The organism is Streptomyces justiciae (genome assembly GCF_015163075.1).
GTDB classification, from domain to species: Bacteria; Actinomycetota; Actinomycetes; order Streptomycetales; family Streptomycetaceae; genus Streptomyces; species Streptomyces justiciae.
This window is the reverse complement of the sequence record NZ_JADDXU010000003.1, coordinates 816,351-831,787: the sequence shown is the minus strand read 5'-3', so window position 1 is coordinate 831,787 and position 15,437 is coordinate 816,351. Positions and strand designations below refer to the sequence as shown.

Annotated in this window: 15 protein-coding genes; 4 read left to right on the top strand and 11 right to left on the bottom strand. The window is 69.4% G+C overall.

The genetic code is table 11. From position 1 onward, the window contains the following. Positions 1-29: 29 nt before the first annotated feature. Complete coding sequence (locus IQ210_RS12195) at positions 30-224, top strand: DUF6274 family protein (protein ID WP_194078904.1); 195 nt, start codon at positions 30-32, stop codon at positions 222-224. A gap of 460 nt (positions 225-684) precedes the next feature. Here IQ210_RS12195 and bldC read toward each other — a convergent pair whose 3' ends face one another. Beyond that, a complete protein-coding gene (gene bldC, locus IQ210_RS12190; protein WP_003949541.1) occupies positions 685-891 on the bottom strand; it encodes a developmental transcriptional regulator BldC in 207 nt (68 codons plus the stop codon). 525 nt (positions 892-1,416) lie between these two features. Next, complete coding sequence (locus IQ210_RS12185) at positions 1,417-2,259, bottom strand: hypothetical protein (protein ID WP_194078903.1); 843 nt, start codon at positions 2,257-2,259, stop codon at positions 1,417-1,419. Positions 2,260-2,481: 222 nt separating this feature from the next. Here IQ210_RS12185 and IQ210_RS12180 point away from each other — a divergent pair, with 222 nt between their 5' ends. Next, positions 2,482-3,579: a Leu/Phe/Val dehydrogenase gene (locus IQ210_RS12180; RefSeq protein ID WP_194078902.1), complete on the top strand. Its 1,098-nt coding sequence runs from the start codon at positions 2,482-2,484 to the stop codon at positions 3,577-3,579. A 297-nt stretch (positions 3,580-3,876) separates the two neighbouring features. Continuing rightward, positions 3,877-4,131, top strand: coding sequence for a DUF3073 domain-containing protein (locus tag IQ210_RS12175; RefSeq protein WP_194078901.1), 255 nt, complete (start codon positions 3,877-3,879; stop codon positions 4,129-4,131). A gap of 78 nt (positions 4,132-4,209) precedes the next feature. On the opposite strand, the gene purM is transcribed toward IQ210_RS12175, so the two are convergent. The 5 genes from purM to IQ210_RS12150 form a co-directional block, all read right to left on the bottom strand. Next, positions 4,210-5,280 carry a phosphoribosylformylglycinamidine cyclo-ligase gene (gene purM / locus IQ210_RS12170; protein WP_194078900.1) on the bottom strand — a complete coding sequence of 357 codons (1,071 nt, stop codon included), beginning with the start codon at positions 5,278-5,280 and terminating at the stop codon, positions 4,210-4,212. 34 nt (positions 5,281-5,314) lie between these two features. Further along, positions 5,315-6,844: an amidophosphoribosyltransferase gene (gene purF, locus IQ210_RS12165; RefSeq protein WP_194078899.1), complete on the bottom strand. Its 1,530-nt coding sequence runs from the start codon at positions 6,842-6,844 to the stop codon at positions 5,315-5,317. A gap of 71 nt (positions 6,845-6,915) precedes the next feature. After that, positions 6,916-7,659 carry an META domain-containing protein gene (locus IQ210_RS12160; protein WP_322656348.1) on the bottom strand — a complete coding sequence of 248 codons (744 nt, stop codon included), beginning with the start codon at positions 7,657-7,659 and terminating at the stop codon, positions 6,916-6,918. A 53-nt stretch (positions 7,660-7,712) separates the two neighbouring features. Beyond that, a complete protein-coding gene (locus IQ210_RS12155; protein ID WP_194078897.1) occupies positions 7,713-8,510 on the bottom strand; it encodes a maleylpyruvate isomerase family mycothiol-dependent enzyme in 798 nt (265 codons plus the stop codon). A 10-nt stretch (positions 8,511-8,520) separates the two neighbouring features. Further along, the gene (locus IQ210_RS12150) at positions 8,521-9,168 is read right to left on the bottom strand and encodes a TetR/AcrR family transcriptional regulator (protein ID WP_194078896.1); all 648 of its coding nucleotides are present in this window, start codon (positions 9,166-9,168) and stop codon (positions 8,521-8,523) included. 94 nt (positions 9,169-9,262) lie between these two features. On the opposite strand from IQ210_RS12150, the gene IQ210_RS12145 reads away from it, so the two are divergent. Then, positions 9,263-10,681: an MFS transporter gene (locus IQ210_RS12145; protein WP_194078895.1), complete on the top strand. Its 1,419-nt coding sequence runs from the start codon at positions 9,263-9,265 to the stop codon at positions 10,679-10,681. Here IQ210_RS12145 and IQ210_RS12140 read toward each other — a convergent pair. The 4 genes from IQ210_RS12140 to purS all read right to left on the bottom strand — a co-directional run bounded on the left by IQ210_RS12140 (position 10,671) and on the right by purS (position 15,225). Beyond that, complete coding sequence (locus tag IQ210_RS12140) at positions 10,671-11,930, bottom strand: hypothetical protein (RefSeq protein WP_194078894.1); 1,260 nt, start codon at positions 11,928-11,930, stop codon at positions 10,671-10,673. The genes IQ210_RS12145 and IQ210_RS12140 overlap by 11 nt on opposite strands. Before the next feature lie 99 nt (positions 11,931-12,029). Further along, entirely contained in the window at positions 12,030-14,288 is a 2,259-nt protein-coding gene (gene purL, locus IQ210_RS12135; protein WP_194078893.1) for a phosphoribosylformylglycinamidine synthase subunit PurL, read from the bottom strand. Further along, positions 14,285-14,965 (bottom strand): phosphoribosylformylglycinamidine synthase subunit PurQ, encoded by a 681-nt coding sequence (gene purQ / locus IQ210_RS12130; protein WP_079310179.1) that lies wholly within the window; start codon positions 14,963-14,965, stop codon positions 14,285-14,287. The genes purL and purQ overlap by 4 nt, the downstream gene beginning before the upstream one ends. Beyond that, the gene (purS, locus tag IQ210_RS12125) at positions 14,962-15,225 is read right to left on the bottom strand and encodes a phosphoribosylformylglycinamidine synthase subunit PurS (RefSeq protein WP_015659417.1); all 264 of its coding nucleotides are present in this window, start codon (positions 15,223-15,225) and stop codon (positions 14,962-14,964) included. The genes purQ and purS overlap by 4 nt, the downstream gene beginning before the upstream one ends. Positions 15,226-15,437 lie beyond the last annotated feature (212 nt).

Here is a 15,437-nt window from a genome sequence, read left to right as displayed (position 1 = left end):
CTTCCCTGTGTGGCCCCTGGAGGTGGCGTATGGCGGCTTCGGTCAGGCATGAGACTCGGGCGCTGCTCCGTGCGCATCTGTCGGCCGCTTCCTCCTATCGCCATCTGACCCGCCACTGCCCGATCTGCCATCAGCTGCTGCGGCTGGCCATGGACTCCCCGCCGCGCGCCGCCGCGGAGGGGGCCGACGCCCCGGCGGAGGACGAAAGTCCCGCCGACGCGTGACCATCGGCGGCCCCAACACCCGTGCGCGCGTGGGACGGTGGAACGCGTGCCTCCTCTAGCGCACCCGAGTCGGACGCAACAAGGACTCTGGCATGTGACGGGTGTCACCGCATGAGTTTCTGAAAGCGCGGTACTTACACCCCACCTACAACTGGTCAATTTAATATGTGCAATTGCACCAGCCCGGAGGGCCGTCCACAGGAGATCCGACACCCCTCCCCAGACTCCGACAAGCCCGCTCACAGAGCCCGGTGGCAACCCACAGTCCGCGCACAAAAAAGATCGCGCTGGACCCGGCGGAGTCCAGCGCGATCGACGACGCACCCTGTGATGTTCTTGGGATGAGCTTGGGCGTGGGCCCCGTTGGGGCGGAACCCGCGTCGCTTGGAGCTTGTGAAGCGGTGTCACGGACGTATCGGCACGTTGGGGGACCTGCCGGTTTGCCCGTTATTCAGTTGGTTCAGGCCTCGCTGCGCTGCTGCGGGATGCCCGCGAGCAGTGCACGGACCTCCGCCTCGCGGTAGCGGCGGTGCCCGCCGAGCGTACGGATGGAAGTAAGCTTCCCGGCCTTCGCCCACCGCGTGACCGTCTTCGGGTCCACGCGGAACATGGTGGCGACCTCAGCCGGGGTCAGCAGCGGCTCGGCATCAGGGGTGCGAGCGGTCATGAGCGGCCTCCTCGGGAGAACCGAACCTTCTCGGTTCTTTCCTCTAAATTCTGCACCTTGACCCGCGTTGCCCGAAATGGCGGACGCGAGTCGAGTCGGTTATAGGACGAACGGCTTGTCCTCGGCACTACAACTACACCATCTGTCCAGCCGCGTCGGCCAAACCGATGGAATTGCCCCCCAGGTGTTCATCGGCGACAGAGGCCGATGGACCATGCCATAGCGGACAGTCACGCCACTGTGACGATCAGTCACAGGGCGATCAGGAGTCACCAGACCCCCCAAAGCGGAACCTCCCCCGGGCCCCTTGTCCTATTTTGGCATGAGGAGGGGGAAGAGACGCAAGGGCCAGGTACGTGCGGTCCATCACGCTTGACCGCACTTGAGCCTCAGTTGAGATGAAAGCCCGGATCGTGACGTACGTCCCATGTCGGGGGAACCTCAAGCTCCGCAGGCAACTCAGTGCGAGGACAAAACCCCAAAACGAGCGTCACGTCAAACGTCCGTTCGTGACCTAAGCCTCACTCAGTTCGCCGAACGCCGGTCCCTGACCGACCGCCAGCGCTCCACGAGACGCCCGTACGCCTCCCCCGCGGCCGCCCCGTCGCCCTGCCGCAGCGCCTCGATGCCCTCGGCCACGTCCGCCGCCGAGTGGTCGTCCTCCAGCTCGCCGGCCGGCAGCGCGTGCACGAGGCCGCCGTAGTCCAGCTCGACCAGCGAGCGCGGGTGGAACTCCTCCAGCCAACGCCCCACATCCACCAGGCCGTCGATGAGCGGCCCCTCGTCGAGGGTGTCCTTCAGCGTCCGAAGGGCCCGCGCCACCCGCCGCCGCGCCTGCACCATCGGCGTCCGGTAGCGCAGCATCGCCGGGATCTCCCCCGACCCCTTGTCGAAGGACCGCTCCTCGTCGCCGACCAGCACGAACCAGTGCAGCGGCACCTGCCAGGTCGAGGAGCGGATCCAGGGGCGGGCGTCCGGGTTCCGGATCAGCCAGCGCTCGTAGTCCTTGGCGGCCTGGAGCCTCACGACCTCCGGCAGCACCGCGTCCAGCACCGGCTTCGGCAGCTCCTCGCCCAGCTCCGCCAGCGCCTGCCAGCCGCGCAGCCGGGTCCGCCAGGGGCAGACGCAGACCACGCCGTCCACGTCCAGCACGAAGGCGTCGCTGCTCTCGTGCACCGGCACCGCCATCGGCGGGGTGGGCAGCAAGTCGGCCAGGGAGCGGCGCAGTTCGTCCTGGTACGAGGGGCGGTCGGGGCGGCGGGCGTAGCGCGCCCAGTGGCTGCGCTCCGGCTCCGGGAAGGCGGCCAGCGGCTCGTACACGCGGAGATAGGTCGGATACGGGACGACCACCGAGGACACCTTGGGCACGCCTGCTCCCTCCCCCGCCCACTGCCAGGAAAACCTGCGGAACCCGCTCACAAACGGGCGGGAAATCTATGCAAATCGTCGCACGGGGGTACTCCGTGCGTAGGTGATCCTGAGCACGGCGAGGTGGACGGGTCCGGGCAGGCTCTAATCTCGTGCCCACAGCGCCCGCCACCCTTACGGGAGCTGGTCCCAACCGCCGCTACGCATCCAGGAGTCACCACAGTGACCGAAGTATCAGCCGGCGTCCTGCACACCCTGTTCCACTCGGACCAGGGCGGTCATGAGCAAGTCGTGCTCTGCCAGGACCGTGCCAGTGGCCTGAAGGCCGTCATCGCCATCCACTCCACCGCGCTGGGCCCCGCCCTCGGCGGCACCCGCTTCTACCCGTACGCGACCGAGGAGGAGGCCGTCGCCGACGCCCTGAACCTCGCGCGCGGGATGTCGTACAAGAACGCCATGGCCGGCCTGGACCACGGCGGCGGCAAGGCCGTGATCATCGGCGACCCGGACACGGTCAAGAGCGAGGAGCTGCTGCTCGCCTACGGCCGGTTCGTCGCCTCGCTCGGCGGGCGCTACGTCACGGCCTGCGACGTCGGTACGTACGTCGCCGACATGGACGTCGTCGCCCGTGAGTGCCGGTGGACGACCGGACGTTCGCCCGAGAACGGCGGCGCGGGCGACTCCTCCGTGCTGACCGCGTTCGGCGTCTACCAGGGCATGCGGGCCTCCGCCCAGCACCTGTGGGGCGACCCCTCGCTGGCGGGCCGCAAGGTCGGCATCGCGGGCGTCGGCAAGGTCGGCCACCACCTGGTGACCCACCTGCGCGAGGAGGGCGCCGAGGTCGTCATCACGGACGTCCGCGAGGAGGCCGTGGGCCGCATCCTGGCGGCGCACCCGACGGGCGTCACGGCCGTCGCCGACACCGCCACCCTGATCCGCGCCGAGGGCCTCGACATCTACGCCCCCTGCGCGCTGGGCGGCGCCCTGAACGACGACACCGTGCCCGCGCTCACCGCGAAGATCGTCTGCGGCGCGGCCAACAACCAGCTCGAACACCCGGGTGTGGAGAAGGATCTCGCCGACCGCGGCATCCTCTACGCGCCGGACTACGTGGTGAACGCGGGCGGGGTCATCCAGGTCGCCGACGAGCTGCACGGCTTCGACTTCGACCGCTGCAAGGCCAAGGCGGCGAAGATCTACGACACCACGCTCGCCATATTCGCACGTGCGAAGGCGGACGGTATCCCGCCGGCCGCCGCGGCCGACCGGATCGCCGAGCAGCGGATGCACGAGGCGGCGGTGGCGCGCCGAGCGCGCTGAGTAACGCCGTAACCGGGACGTGGCCGGTACCCGTCGGCGGGCACTTAGAGAGAACTCTCACGTTCGTCGGCGGGTCGGCCGCCAAGAAGTGGTTAAAATCGCGGTTGACCAGCGGGGACAGGGCGCCTCGCGGGTTCTGGGGCCAGGCACGTGCTGCGGGCGACGTACCGTATGGGCGTGGGCTCAGGTACCGTGGAAGCCCTACGGGCCGGTCTCTCCATGGAGAGCCCGTTCCAGATCATGAACGCGTGTCAAGACTCTGGGGCCATCGAGCCCCGTCACCGAGGGGGTCGAGCCATGGGGCGCGGCCGGGCAAAGGCCAAGCAGACGAAGGTCGCCCGCCAGCTGAAGTACAGCAGCGGCGGGACTGACCTGTCGCGTCTGGCCAATGAGCTGGGCGCTTCGACTTCGCAGCAGCCGCCGAATGGCGAGCCGTTCGAAGACGACGAGGAAGACGACCCGTACGCCCAGTACGCGGATCTCTATAACGACGACGATGAGGACGAGGACGACGAGTCCGGTCCGTCGTCGCAGCAACGCCGCGGCGCTTGACGCTCTAGCTGTGCTCGACCCGGTCCGGGGTGGTCCACACCACCGGACCGGGTTTTGCGCTGCCCGTCAGCGGTCCGCTCAGGCGTAGTCGCCGACCAGCTCCGCACCCGTGGTGTGGTCGCCGCGGTCGGTGATCTCGCCGGCCACCCAGGCCTCGACCCCGCGGTCGGCCAGCGTCGCGAGGGCCACGTCCGCCGACTCCTCGGGGACGATCGCGATCATGCCCACGCCCATGTTGAGGGTCTTCTCCAGCTCCAGGCGCTCGACCGAGCCGGTCCTGCCGACGAGGTCGAAGATCGGGGCCGGGGTCCAGGTGGAGCGGTCGACGATCGCGTGCAGGTCGTCGGGGATCACGCGGGCCAGGTTGGCGGCGAGGCCTCCACCGGTGACGTGCGAGTAGGCGTGCACGTCGGTGGTGCGCATCAGCGCCAGGCAGTCCAGCGAGTAGATCTTGGTGGGCTCCAGGAGCTCCTCGCCGAGGGTGCGGCCCAGCTCCTCGATCCGCGCGTCCAGGGACAGGCCCGCCTGGTTCAGCAGGACGTGCCGGACGAGCGAGTACCCGTTCGAGTGAAGACCGGAGGCCGCCATGGCGATCACCGCGTCACCCGTACGGATGCGATCGGGGCCGAGCAGCCGGTCGGCCTCCACGACGCCCGTACCGGCGCCGGCGACGTCGAAGTCGTCCGGGCCCAGCAGGCCGGGGTGCTCGGCCGTCTCGCCGCCGACCAGGGCGCAGCCGGCGAGGACACAGCCCTCGGCGATGCCCTTGACGATCGCGGCGACCCGCTCGGGGTGGACCTTGCCGACGCAGATGTAGTCGGTCATGAACAGCGGCTCGGCACCGCACACCACGATGTCGTCCATGACCATCGCGACCAGGTCGTGGCCGATCGTGTCGTAGACGCCCAGCTGGCGCGCGATGTCCACCTTGGTGCCCACGCCGTCGGTGGCGGAGGCGAGCAGGGGCCGCTCGTAGTTCTTGAGGGCGGAGGCGTCGAAGAGGCCGGCGAAACCGCCGAGGCCGCCGAGGACCTCGGGGCGCTGCGTCTTCTTCACCCACTCCTTCATCAGCTCTACGGCGCGGTCGCCCGCCTCGATGTCGACGCCGGCAGCCGCGTAGGAAGCACCGGTAGAGGAACTCTCAGACATTGCCTGGGATCTTTCGGGTTGGGTTCTACGAGGCTTACGGGCGACGGATCGCGTCGGCCGCGGCCGTGGCTGCGGGACCCGCGGCCAGCTCCGTCTCCAGAAGCTGCTTGCCGAGCAGCTCGGGGTCCGGGAGCTCCATCGGGTACTCGCCGTCGAAGCAGGCGCGGCACAGGTTCGGCTTGGCGATGGTGGTCGCCTCGATCATGCCGTCGATGGAGATGTACGCCAGGGAGTCGGCGCCCAGCGAGGTGCCGATCTCGTCGATGGTCATGCCGTTGGCGATGAGCTCCGCGCGGGTGGCGAAGTCGATGCCGAAGAAGCAGGGCCACTTGACCGGCGGCGAGGAGATCCGGATGTGGACCTCGGCGGCGCCCGCCTCACGGAGCATGCGGACCAGGGCGCGCTGGGTGTTGCCGCGCACGATCGAGTCGTCGACGACGACCAGGCGCTTGCCCTTGATGACTTCCTTCAGCGGGTTCAGCTTCAGCCGGATGCCGAGCTGCCGGATCGTCTGGGAGGGCTGGATGAACGTACGACCGACGTACGCGTTCTTCACCAGGCCCGCGCCGAACGGGATGCCGGACGCCTCCGCGTAGCCGATGGCGGCCGGGGTGCCGGACTCCGGGGTCGCTATGACCAGGTCCGCCTCGACCGGGGCTTCCTTCGCCAGCTTGCGGCCCATCTCCACGCGGGAGAGGTACACGTTGCGGCCGGCGATGTCGGTGTCGGGGCGCGCCAGGTAGACGTACTCGAAGACACAGCCCTTGGGCTTCGCTTCCGCGAATCGGGAGGTGCGCAGGCCGTTCTCGTCGATGGCGACGAACTCGCCCGGCTCGATCTCGCGGACGTAGGACGCGCCGCAGATGTCGAGGGCGGCGGACTCCGAGGCGACGACCCAGCCGCGCTCCAGGCGGCCGAGGACCAGCGGGCGGATGCCCTGCGGGTCGCGGGCGGCGTAGAGCGTGTGCTCGTCCATGAAGACGAGTGAGAAGGCGCCCTTGACCTGCGGAAGGACCTGGTGGGCCGCCTCCTCGATGGTCAGCGGCTTGCCGTCCTCGTCGACCTGGGCCGCGAGGAGCGCGGTGAGCAGGTCGGTGTCGTTGGTGGCCGCGACGCGGGTCGAGCGGCCGTTGGTGTCCTTCGGGAGGTCGGCGACCATCTCGGCGAGCTGCGCCGTGTTGACCAGGTTGCCGTTGTGGCCGAGCGCGATCGAGCCGTGCGCGGTGGCACGGAACGTCGGCTGGGCGTTCTCCCACACGGAGGCGCCGGTGGTCGAGTAGCGGGCGTGTCCGACCGCGATGTGACCCTGGAGCGAACCGAGCGAGGTCTCGTCGAAGACCTGGGACACGAGGCCCATGTCCTTGAAGACGAGGATCTGGGAGCCGTTGCTGACCGCGATACCCGCGGATTCCTGGCCCCGATGCTGGAGGGCGTAGAGCCCGAAGTACGTGAGCTTTGCGACCTCTTCGCCCGGAGCCCAGACACCGAAGACGCCACACGCGTCCTGGGGGCCTTTCTCGCCGGGGAGCAGATCGTGATTGAGTCGACCGTCACCACGTGGCACGTCCCCGAGTGTAGGCGAGGTCGACCACTGGTCCGAATTGGGGAATGCCTGGTGGACGCCCGCCCAGTGGATCACCTCTCGGCGGTCGCTTTGGCGGTTTTTCCGTTTTCGCTGGTCAGCGTGAGGGACCGGTGATCGATTGCGTACTTCACCGTGCCGTCGAAGAAGCCGAGCAGGCTCTTCTCCGTCTTCATGAGTGAGGTGTCGCACACCATTCGGGTGGTGGCCGGGGCGCCCAGGGTGATATGCCCGGCGCTGACCGTGGCGGTCGCCGTGACCTTGTTGCAGCCGAGGCTGCCGGTGACCTTGCCGGTCCTCTTGTCGAAGGTGAGCCGGGCCTTGCCGGTGGGGCTCGGTGACGTGATGTCCCATGTCGTGCCGTACAGCGGGGCGTCCGGTTCCTCGGTGAGGCGGACGGTGTCGCCGTCGTCGGTGGTGAGGGTGAGCCGGTGGTCGGTGACGTCGGTCTTCAGGGCGCTGCCGGCGAGGGTGCGGGCGAGGGTCCGCTCGAAGGCCATGGGGCGTTCCTCGCAGGCCATCTCGGTCGTCGTGGTGTCGCTGAGCCGGAGGGCCCCGTCCTCGAAGGCGACCTTGGCGTTGAAGTGGTTGCAGCCGTAGTTGCCGGCCGCCTTCCCGTCCTCGATGGTGACGTTCGCCCCGGCGGGGGCCTGGTGGATGGTGCCGTCCACGGTGACGCTCTCGACGCTCCAGTGGATGCCGGTGACGGATCGCTCGGCGCCCACCGAACCGCCGTCGGCCTGCTCGGTTCCGCAGGCCGCGGCGAGCGGGAGGACGGTCAGGACGGCGAGGGTCATTCGCTGTTTGTCCATGCCGCTGGGACGGGTGGGACGGAAGGCCGGTTCCCCGGTCACCCCATCAGGGGAAGGAGACCGCTCAGGTCCGCCCGTTCCCCGCTCGCGCTCACCTTGGCGTCCTCGACCGCGTCCTTCCAGGTCAGCCGCCCGGTCGCGAGCCTGATCCAGGTCAGCGGGTCGGTCTCGACGACGTTGGGCGGGGTGCCGCGGGTGTGCCGGAGCCCCTCGACGCACTGCACGACGGCGTACGGCGGGATCCGCACCTCCGTCGAGCCGCCGGGGGCCTTGGCGGCGAGCGCGTCGGCAAGGAGCCGGGTGCAGGCGGCCAGGGCCTGGCGGTCGTGGGGGATGTCGAGGCCGGGGACGGCGGCGTTCAGGTCGTCGGTGTGGACGACGAGTTCGACGGTCCGGGTGACCAGGTAGTCGGCGAGGGTCATGGCGCCGGTGCGGCTGCCGATGAGGCGGTCGTCGGGGGCCTGGGCAAGGCTCTGGGTGAAGCGTTCCTCGGTGCGGGCGTAGAGGGCGTCGAGGTCGGGGTTCTCCTGCGCCAGCCGCCGGGTGCCGTCGTCGATGTCGGCACCTCTGGACGCGGTGGTGGCGGGCCAGTCCAGGAGGGCGAGGGCGCGCTTCGCCGGTTCGTCGGCCTCGAGGGCGTTGCTGATGGCGCCGACGGCCATGGTGATGTGCGCGGCGAGGTCGCGGACGGTCCAGTCGCCGAGGCGGGTGGGGCCGGCCAGCTGCTCGGGGGTGAGGGTGCGTACGGCCTGTCGTACGTTCCCGAACTGGGTGAGCACCGCGGTGCGGATCTTGGCGGGGTCGTAGCTGCGGGTGCGCTTCTTGGCCGGTGGCATGGGGGTCAGCCTAGGCCGGTCTGACGGCGTATCCGGAGAGGCCCCCTGCCACCAACGCGAAGGCGCGCTCGGCCCGTTCGGCGGCGTCGGCGGCGACCTCGTCCACGCTCTCGCCGGCGTCGATGCGCAGGTGGTGCTCCTCGACCAGGGCCTGGCGGGCGGAGGTGAGGGTGGTGGCGGCGATCAGCGCGAGGGTGCGGTCGCCGGTCTCCTCGGTGAGCAGGTCGGCGAGTTCGCGGGCGCCCTTCTCGGCCGACAGGTAGGCCCGTTCGCGCAGGACGGGCGTGGCCATGATGACCGAGCGGATACGGCGGGCGAAGGGCTCGTAGTGCAGGCCGACCGAGGGGTCGCGGGCCTCGACCATCTCCAGGAACTGCCGTCGTACGGCCGCCACCGCCGACTCGCCGGGCTCACGCTCGCGCACCGCGCGGGCCGGGTCGTGGAAGTGCTCCTCCATCGGCTTGAAGACCAGGTCCTCTTTCGTGCCGAAGTAGTTGAAGACGGTCATCTTGGAGACCTCGGAGGCGTCGGCGATCTCCTGCACCGAGACGGCGTCGAAGCCCTTCTCGTCGAACAGCGCCACCGCGGTCCGGTAGATCCGCAGCGCCGTCTGGAACTTCTTGCGCTCGCGCAGCCCCATGCCCTCAGCAAAAGCCATGACGGCACCTTACCAAGCATCGATGTACCCAGATGAAATTTGATCCTGGATGAAACATTGACTCGGTACATGATTCTCGGGCATGGTGCTGCCCATGACCGAAACCCAGCGCAAGATCGGCTTCCTCGTCTGCCTCGCCACGATCGTGCTGGCCGTCCTGGACATGCAGATCGTGTCCGCGGCGACCGTCCCGATCGTCCGGGACCTCGACCCCGCCCACGGCATCGACAAGATCCCGTGGCTGGTCAGCGCCTTCTCGCTGGCCTCGGCCGCGGTGCTGCCGCTCTACGGCAAGCTGTGCGACACCCTCGGCGCCAAGCAGGTCTTCCTCGGGGCCGTCGGCACCTTCCTGTTCGGCTCGGCGCTGTGCGGCGCCGCCCAGTCGATCGGGCAGCTGATCGCCGCCCGGGCGGTGCAGGGCATCGGCGCCGGCGGGCTGATGAGCGTGACGATGGTGGTGATCGCCCAGCTCAAGGGGCCCGGCAAGGAGAAGGACAGCAAGGGCGCCGGCATGGGCGGCATCGTCGCGGGCGGCGGCATGGCGCTCGGTCCGTGGATCGGCGGCGTGCTGTCGGACCACGCGAGCTGGCGGTGGATCTTCTACGTCAACCTGCCCATCGGCGTCGCGGTCCTCGCCCTCGCCGCGCTCGTCCTCAAACTCCCCCGGCACACCGAGCGGCACCGCATCGACTTCCTCGGCGCGGCCCTCGCCGCCGCCTTTTCCACCACGCTGCTGCTGGTCACCGAGTGGGGCGGCAAGACGTACGACTGGACGTCCCCGCAGGTCATCGGGCTGGCGCTGGCCTCGGCGGCCTCCCTCGCGCTCTTCCTGCACCGCCAGAGCACCGCCGCCGAACCGATCCTGCCGCTGTCCATGTTCCGGGTCCCGGAGCTGCGCTGGGGCTTCGTCATCCAGGGACTCGTCGGCGCGGCCATGGTCGGCTCGATGTACTACGTGATGGTCTATCTCCAGGTCGTCCGCGGCATCGCGACCTCCTCGGCGGGCCTGTACCTCATCCCCATGGCGATCGGCATGACCGTGGTCGGCATCGTCACCGGCAAGCTCACCGAACGCGGCTGGTCCGAGCGGACGTTCGTGATCACCGGCTCGGCCGTCACGGCGGTCGCCTTCCTGCTCCTGGCCACGACCGGCACCGGCACCTCACTGTGGTGGCTGCGCGCCGAACTGCTCCTCGTCGGCGCCGGGTTCGGTCAGCTGATCGGCCAGCTCATCCAGCTCGTGCAATACGCGGCACCCCGCCACCAGCTCGGGGTCGCCACGACCGGCATCCGCTTCTTCCAGACCCTCGGCACGGCCCTGGGCGCCGCCCTGTTCGGCACCCTGATCAGCAGGCTGAGCGACGGCACGGACATGACCTCGTACGTCTCCGCCATGGACGCGGTGTTCCTGTGCGGGGCCGGGCTGATGGGGCTCGGGGTGGTGCTGGCGCTGCGGCTGCCGAGGCCGGCGCCCACGGAACCCGTCGCGACGCCGGTACCCGTCACGAACTGAAGTCCGTGGGGAACTTCAGGCCCGTGCAGTCCCGGCGGGCGGCGACATCGTCGACGTACGCCTGGAACAGCGCGCGGAGGTGGGGGCGGATGTACTTCTCGTACGGGTACTGGACGCTCAGGGTGTGGACGGCGGGCTCGCCGCCACAGGTGGAGGACGCCCACCAGACGTCGGCCTCGGTGTCGACGCCCGCCGTGCCGGGGTCGAGGTGGCGCTGGTCGGTGCCGATGCCCTCGGCGACGACCTCGCCGGCCTCGTCCCCGAAGAACGACTCGGCCTCCAGCCACCAGGGCGTGTACGGCTCGCTGCTGTCCCCGCGCTCCTTGTCGCTGAGTCCGTACCAGATCTCGCTCGCCTTCTCCCCGCTCACCGCGAGCAGGCAGCTCTCCTCGGAGACGCGGGCGCCGATCGGGGCGCCGAGGGCACGGTCGGGAAGGCGTCCGCCGCGCTGGTCGGCGTACCAGGCGCAGGTGCCCTTCGCCTTGCCGGCGGGCGTCAACCGGGCGCTGGGAGCGGGGAGTTCGGTGGGGAGGGCGGGTAGCTCGGTCGTACAGCCCGTCTTCGCCGCGGCCCGTTCGGCTGCGGTGCGGGCGAGTTCGGCGAGGGTGCGGCGGTCGGCGTCGGAGAGAGGGGTGTCGTCGTCGGCGTACAGGGCGGTCGCCTGCACGTCGATCGAGGTCTTGTCCTCGGGCTCGTTCGCGCAGAAGGCCTTCACGGACACGCTGCGATCCCCGTACGTCCCGAGCCGTCCGTCGCCCAGCGGGTACGCGGGGCTCCGGGAGGCCTCGCGCGTGACGTCGTCGTCCCCACGCCGGGTCCGCGCGTCGAACGGGTCGTCCCAGCCGTCGGCGATCTGCGCGTAGTCGTCGGACGGGGTGGCCCACACCGACAGCGCGAAGTGGTTGTACGAGGTGCCCGGGTCGCCCACCCGGTAGATCACGCACTCCGTGGGCATCGTGGCCAGCGGAGTGGACATGTCGTCGAGGTCGAACATGACGTCGTCCGCGCTGCTGCCCGGCCGGGCCCTGTCGGTACCGTCGTTCAGCCCGAGGACCCGGTCCGGGTCGACCAGCCCCTGGCAGGCCCGCGTGATCTTCTCCCGGCTGTCGGCGCGGTCGAGGACCTCGTCTGTCTCCAGCCACAGTCCCCAGCCACCCGCGCCGATTCCGACCACCGCGGCGATCACCACAAGTCGGTTGAGCCGGTCACTGAGCCTGCCGCCGCGGCCGGGTATGCGCCAGTACTCCATCGCCCTCGTCCCCCATGATCACCGATGACCGGGCGAAGCTAACACGCTTGAAGGCCCCGGCCGTCGAAACGACCGGGGCCTTCACAGGCGTATCACCGATTACGCGAGCAGCGCCGGGATCGTCTCCTCGTGGGCCTTCTTCAGCTCCTCCAGGGAGAGCGCGAACTCGCCCTGGATCTCCACGGTTTCGCCGTCGACGACACCGATGCGGGTGACCGGCAGGCCCCGCGCACCGCACATGTCGTTGAAGCGGACCTCCTCGGAGCGCGGTACGGCGACGACCGCGCGGCCCGCCGACTCGGAGAAGAGGAAGGTGAAGGCGTCGAGCCCGTCCGGTACGACCAGACGTGCGCCCTTGCCGCCGAGCAGCGCCGACTCCACGACCGCCTGGATCAGACCGCCGTCGGACAGGTCGTGCGCCGAGTCGATCATGCCGTCGCGGGAGGCCGAGATCAGGATCTCCGCGAGGAGGCGCTCACGCTCCAGGTCCACCTTCGGGGGCAGACCGCCGAGGTGGTCGTGGACGACCTGGGACCAGGCCGAGCCGCCGAACTCCTCGCGGGTGTCACCGAGCAGGTAGAGCAGCTGGCCCTCCTCCTGGAAGGCGACGGGCGTGCGGCGGGCTACGTCGTCGATGACACCGAGGACGGCGACGACCGGCGTCGGGTGGATGGCGGCCTCGCCGGTCTGGTTGTACAGCGAGACGTTGCCGCCGGTCACCGGGGTGCCGAGCTGGAGGCAGCCGTCCGCAAGACCGCGCACGGCCTCCGCGAACTGCCACATGACCGCCGGGTCCTCGGGCGAGCCGAAGTTCAGGCAGTCCGAGACGGCGAGCGGCTTGGCACCGGTCGTCGCCACGTTGCGGTACGCCTCCGCCAGCGCCAGCTGCGCGCCCGTGTACGGGTCGAGCTTGGCGTAGCGGCCGTTGCCGTCGGTGGCGATGGCGACGCCGAGGCCGGTCTCCTCGTCGATGCGGATCATGCCGGAGTCCTCGGGCTGGGCGAGGACGGTGTTGCCCTGTACGAAGTGGTCGTACTGAGAAGTGATCCACTTCTTGGAGGCCTGGTTGGGCGATGCCACCAGCTTCAGGACCTGGTCCTTCAGCTCCTGCGAGGTCGCCGGGCGCGGCAGCTTGTTCGCGTCGTCCGCCTGGAGCTCGTCCTGCCAGGACGGGCGGGCGTACGGGCGCTCGTAGGTCGGGCCCTCGTGGGCGACCGTGCGCGGGTCGACGTCGACGATCTTCTCGCCGTGCCAGAAGATCTCCAGCCGGTCGCCTTCGGTGACCTCACCGATGACGGTGGCGATGACGTCCCACTTGTCGCAGATCTCCAGGAAGCGGTCGACCTTCTCCGGCTCCACGACCGCGCACATGCGTTCCTGCGACTCGCTCATGAGGATCTCCTCGGGCGAGAGCGTCGAGTCACGCAGCGGGACGTCGTCCAGGGTGACGCGCATACCGCCCGAGCCGTTGGACGCCAACTCGCTGGTGGCGCAGGAGATTCCGGCGGCGCCCAGATCCTGGATGCCGACGACGAGCTTCTCCTTGAAGGCCTCCAGGGTGCACTCGATGAGCAGCTTCTCCTGGAAGGGGTCGCCGACCTGGACGGCCGGACGCTTCGACGGCTTGGCGTCGTCGAAGGTCTCGGAGGCCAGGATCGAGGCGCCGCCGATGCCGTCGCCGCCCGTGCGGGCCCCGTACATGATGACCTTGTTGCCCGCGCCGGAGGCCTTGGCGAGGTGGATGTCCTCGTGCCGCATGACGCCGATGGCGCCGGCGTTGACCAGCGGGTTGCCCTGGTAGCAGGCGTCGAAGACGACCTCGCCGCCGATGTTGGGCAGGCCCAGGCAGTTGCCGTAGCCGCCGATGCCGGCGACGACGCCCGGCAGGACGCGCTTGGTGTCGGGGTGGTCGGCCGCACCCATGCGCAGCGGGTCGACGACCGCGACCGGGCGAGCGCCCATCGCGATGATGTCGCGCACGATGCCGCCCACGCCGGTGGCCGCACCCTGGTAGGGCTCGACGTACGACGGGTGGTTGTGCGACTCGACCTTGAAGGTGACCGCGTAGCCCTGGCCGACGTCGACGACACCGGCGTTCTCGCCGATGCCGACGAGCATGGCGTCGGACTGGGGGGCCTTCTCGCCGAACTGGCGGAGGTGGACCTTGGAGGACTTGTAGGAGCAGTGCTCGGACCACATGACCGAGTACATGGCGAGCTCGGCACCGGTGGGCCGGCGGCCGAGGATCTCCACGACCCGCTCGTACTCGTCCTTCTTCAGACCGAGTTCGGCCCAGGGCAGCTCGACGTCGGGGGTCGCGGCCGCGTGCTCGACCGTGTCCAGAGGCGTCCGGCTCATGCGTTGACCAGCTTCTTGAGGATCGAGGTGAAGAAGGGGAGGCCGTCGGTGCGGCCCGACCCGATGAGCGGCTCGACGGCGTGCTCCGGGTGCGGCATGAGGCCCACGACGTTGCCGGCCTCGTTGGTGATGCCGGCGATGTCGCGCAGCGAGCCGTTCGGGTTGAAGTCGACGTACCGGAAGGCGACGCGGCCCTCGGCCTCGAGCTTGTCGAGGGTGTACTCGTCGGCGACGTACCGGCCGTCCATGTTCTTCAGCGGGATGTGGATCTCCTGGCCCGCGCTGTAGTCGACCGTCCACGCACTGGAGGTGTTCTCCACCCGCAGCTTCTGGTCGCGGCAGATGAAGTGCAGGTGGTCGTTGCCGAGCATCCCGCCCGGGAGGAGGTGGGCCTCCGTGAGGATCTGGAAGCCGTTGCAGATGCCGAGGACCGGGAGGCCGGCCTTCGCCTGCTCGATGACCGTCTCCATCACCGGCGAGAAGCGGGAGATGGCGCCGGCCCGCAGATAGTCGCCGTAGGAGAAACCACCCGGGAGGACGACCGCGTCCACCTGGTGGAGGTCCTTGTCCTTGTGCCAGAGGGCGACCGGTTCGGCGCCCGCGAGGCGGATCGCGCGCTGGGTGTCCCGGTCGTCGAGACTCCCCGGGAAAGTGACGACGCCAATACGAGCGGTCACTTCGCGGCCTCCGCGACTTCTTCCACCTTCACCGTGAAGTCCTCGATCACGGTGTTGGCGAGGAAGGATTCCGCAAGATCATGGATGCGGGCGAGCGCGGCCTCGTCGACCGGCCCGTCAACTTCCAGTTCGAAACGCTTTCCCTGACGGACGTCCGAGATGCCTTCGAAACCCAGACGCGGCAGTGCGCGCTGCACCGCCTGGCCCTGGGGGTCGAGGATCTCCGGCTTGAGCATGACGTCGACTACGACGCGTGCCACTGGCACTCCCGGTGTGTGGTGCTGAGCAAGGTTCCTGCAGGTGTCCTCCAACAGGCACCTTCAGACTACCCGCACAAAATTTCTACGCGCGTTGACTTGTAGGAAGCTACGTGACCGCAGTCACGATCCGGTATCGGGAGCGGCGTTCACCAAAATTTCCAGGAAAGATCCGCGATCGACACCCGATACCTATTGCGCTCGGACACGCCAAA

What these genes read in the sequence shown, in the direction of transcription:
- IQ210_RS12195 (WP_194078904.1), top strand. Translation starts at nt 30, where the DNA reads ATGGCGGCTTCGGTCAGGCATGAGACTCGGGCGCTGCTCCGTGCGCAT.
- bldC (WP_003949541.1), bottom strand. Translation starts at nt 891, where the DNA reads ATGACCGCTCGCACCCCTGATGCCGAGCCGCTGCTGACCCCGGCTGAG.
- IQ210_RS12175 (WP_194078901.1), top strand. Translation starts at nt 3,877, where the DNA reads ATGGGGCGCGGCCGGGCAAAGGCCAAGCAGACGAAGGTCGCCCGCCAG.
- purM (WP_194078900.1), bottom strand. Translation starts at nt 5,280, where the DNA reads ATGTCTGAGAGTTCCTCTACCGGTGCTTCCTACGCGGCTGCCGGCGTC.
- IQ210_RS12160 (WP_322656348.1), bottom strand. Translation starts at nt 7,659, where the DNA reads ATGACCCTCGCCGTCCTGACCGTCCTCCCGCTCGCCGCGGCCTGCGGA.
- IQ210_RS12155 (WP_194078897.1), bottom strand. Translation starts at nt 8,510, where the DNA reads ATGCCACCGGCCAAGAAGCGCACCCGCAGCTACGACCCCGCCAAGATC.
- IQ210_RS12150 (WP_194078896.1), bottom strand. Translation starts at nt 9,168, where the DNA reads ATGGCTTTTGCTGAGGGCATGGGGCTGCGCGAGCGCAAGAAGTTCCAG.
- IQ210_RS12145 (WP_194078895.1), top strand. Translation starts at nt 9,263, where the DNA reads ATGACCGAAACCCAGCGCAAGATCGGCTTCCTCGTCTGCCTCGCCACG.
- IQ210_RS12140 (WP_194078894.1), bottom strand. Translation starts at nt 11,930, where the DNA reads ATGGAGTACTGGCGCATACCCGGCCGCGGCGGCAGGCTCAGTGACCGG.
- purL (WP_194078893.1), bottom strand. Translation starts at nt 14,288, where the DNA reads ATGAGCCGGACGCCTCTGGACACGGTCGAGCACGCGGCCGCGACCCCC.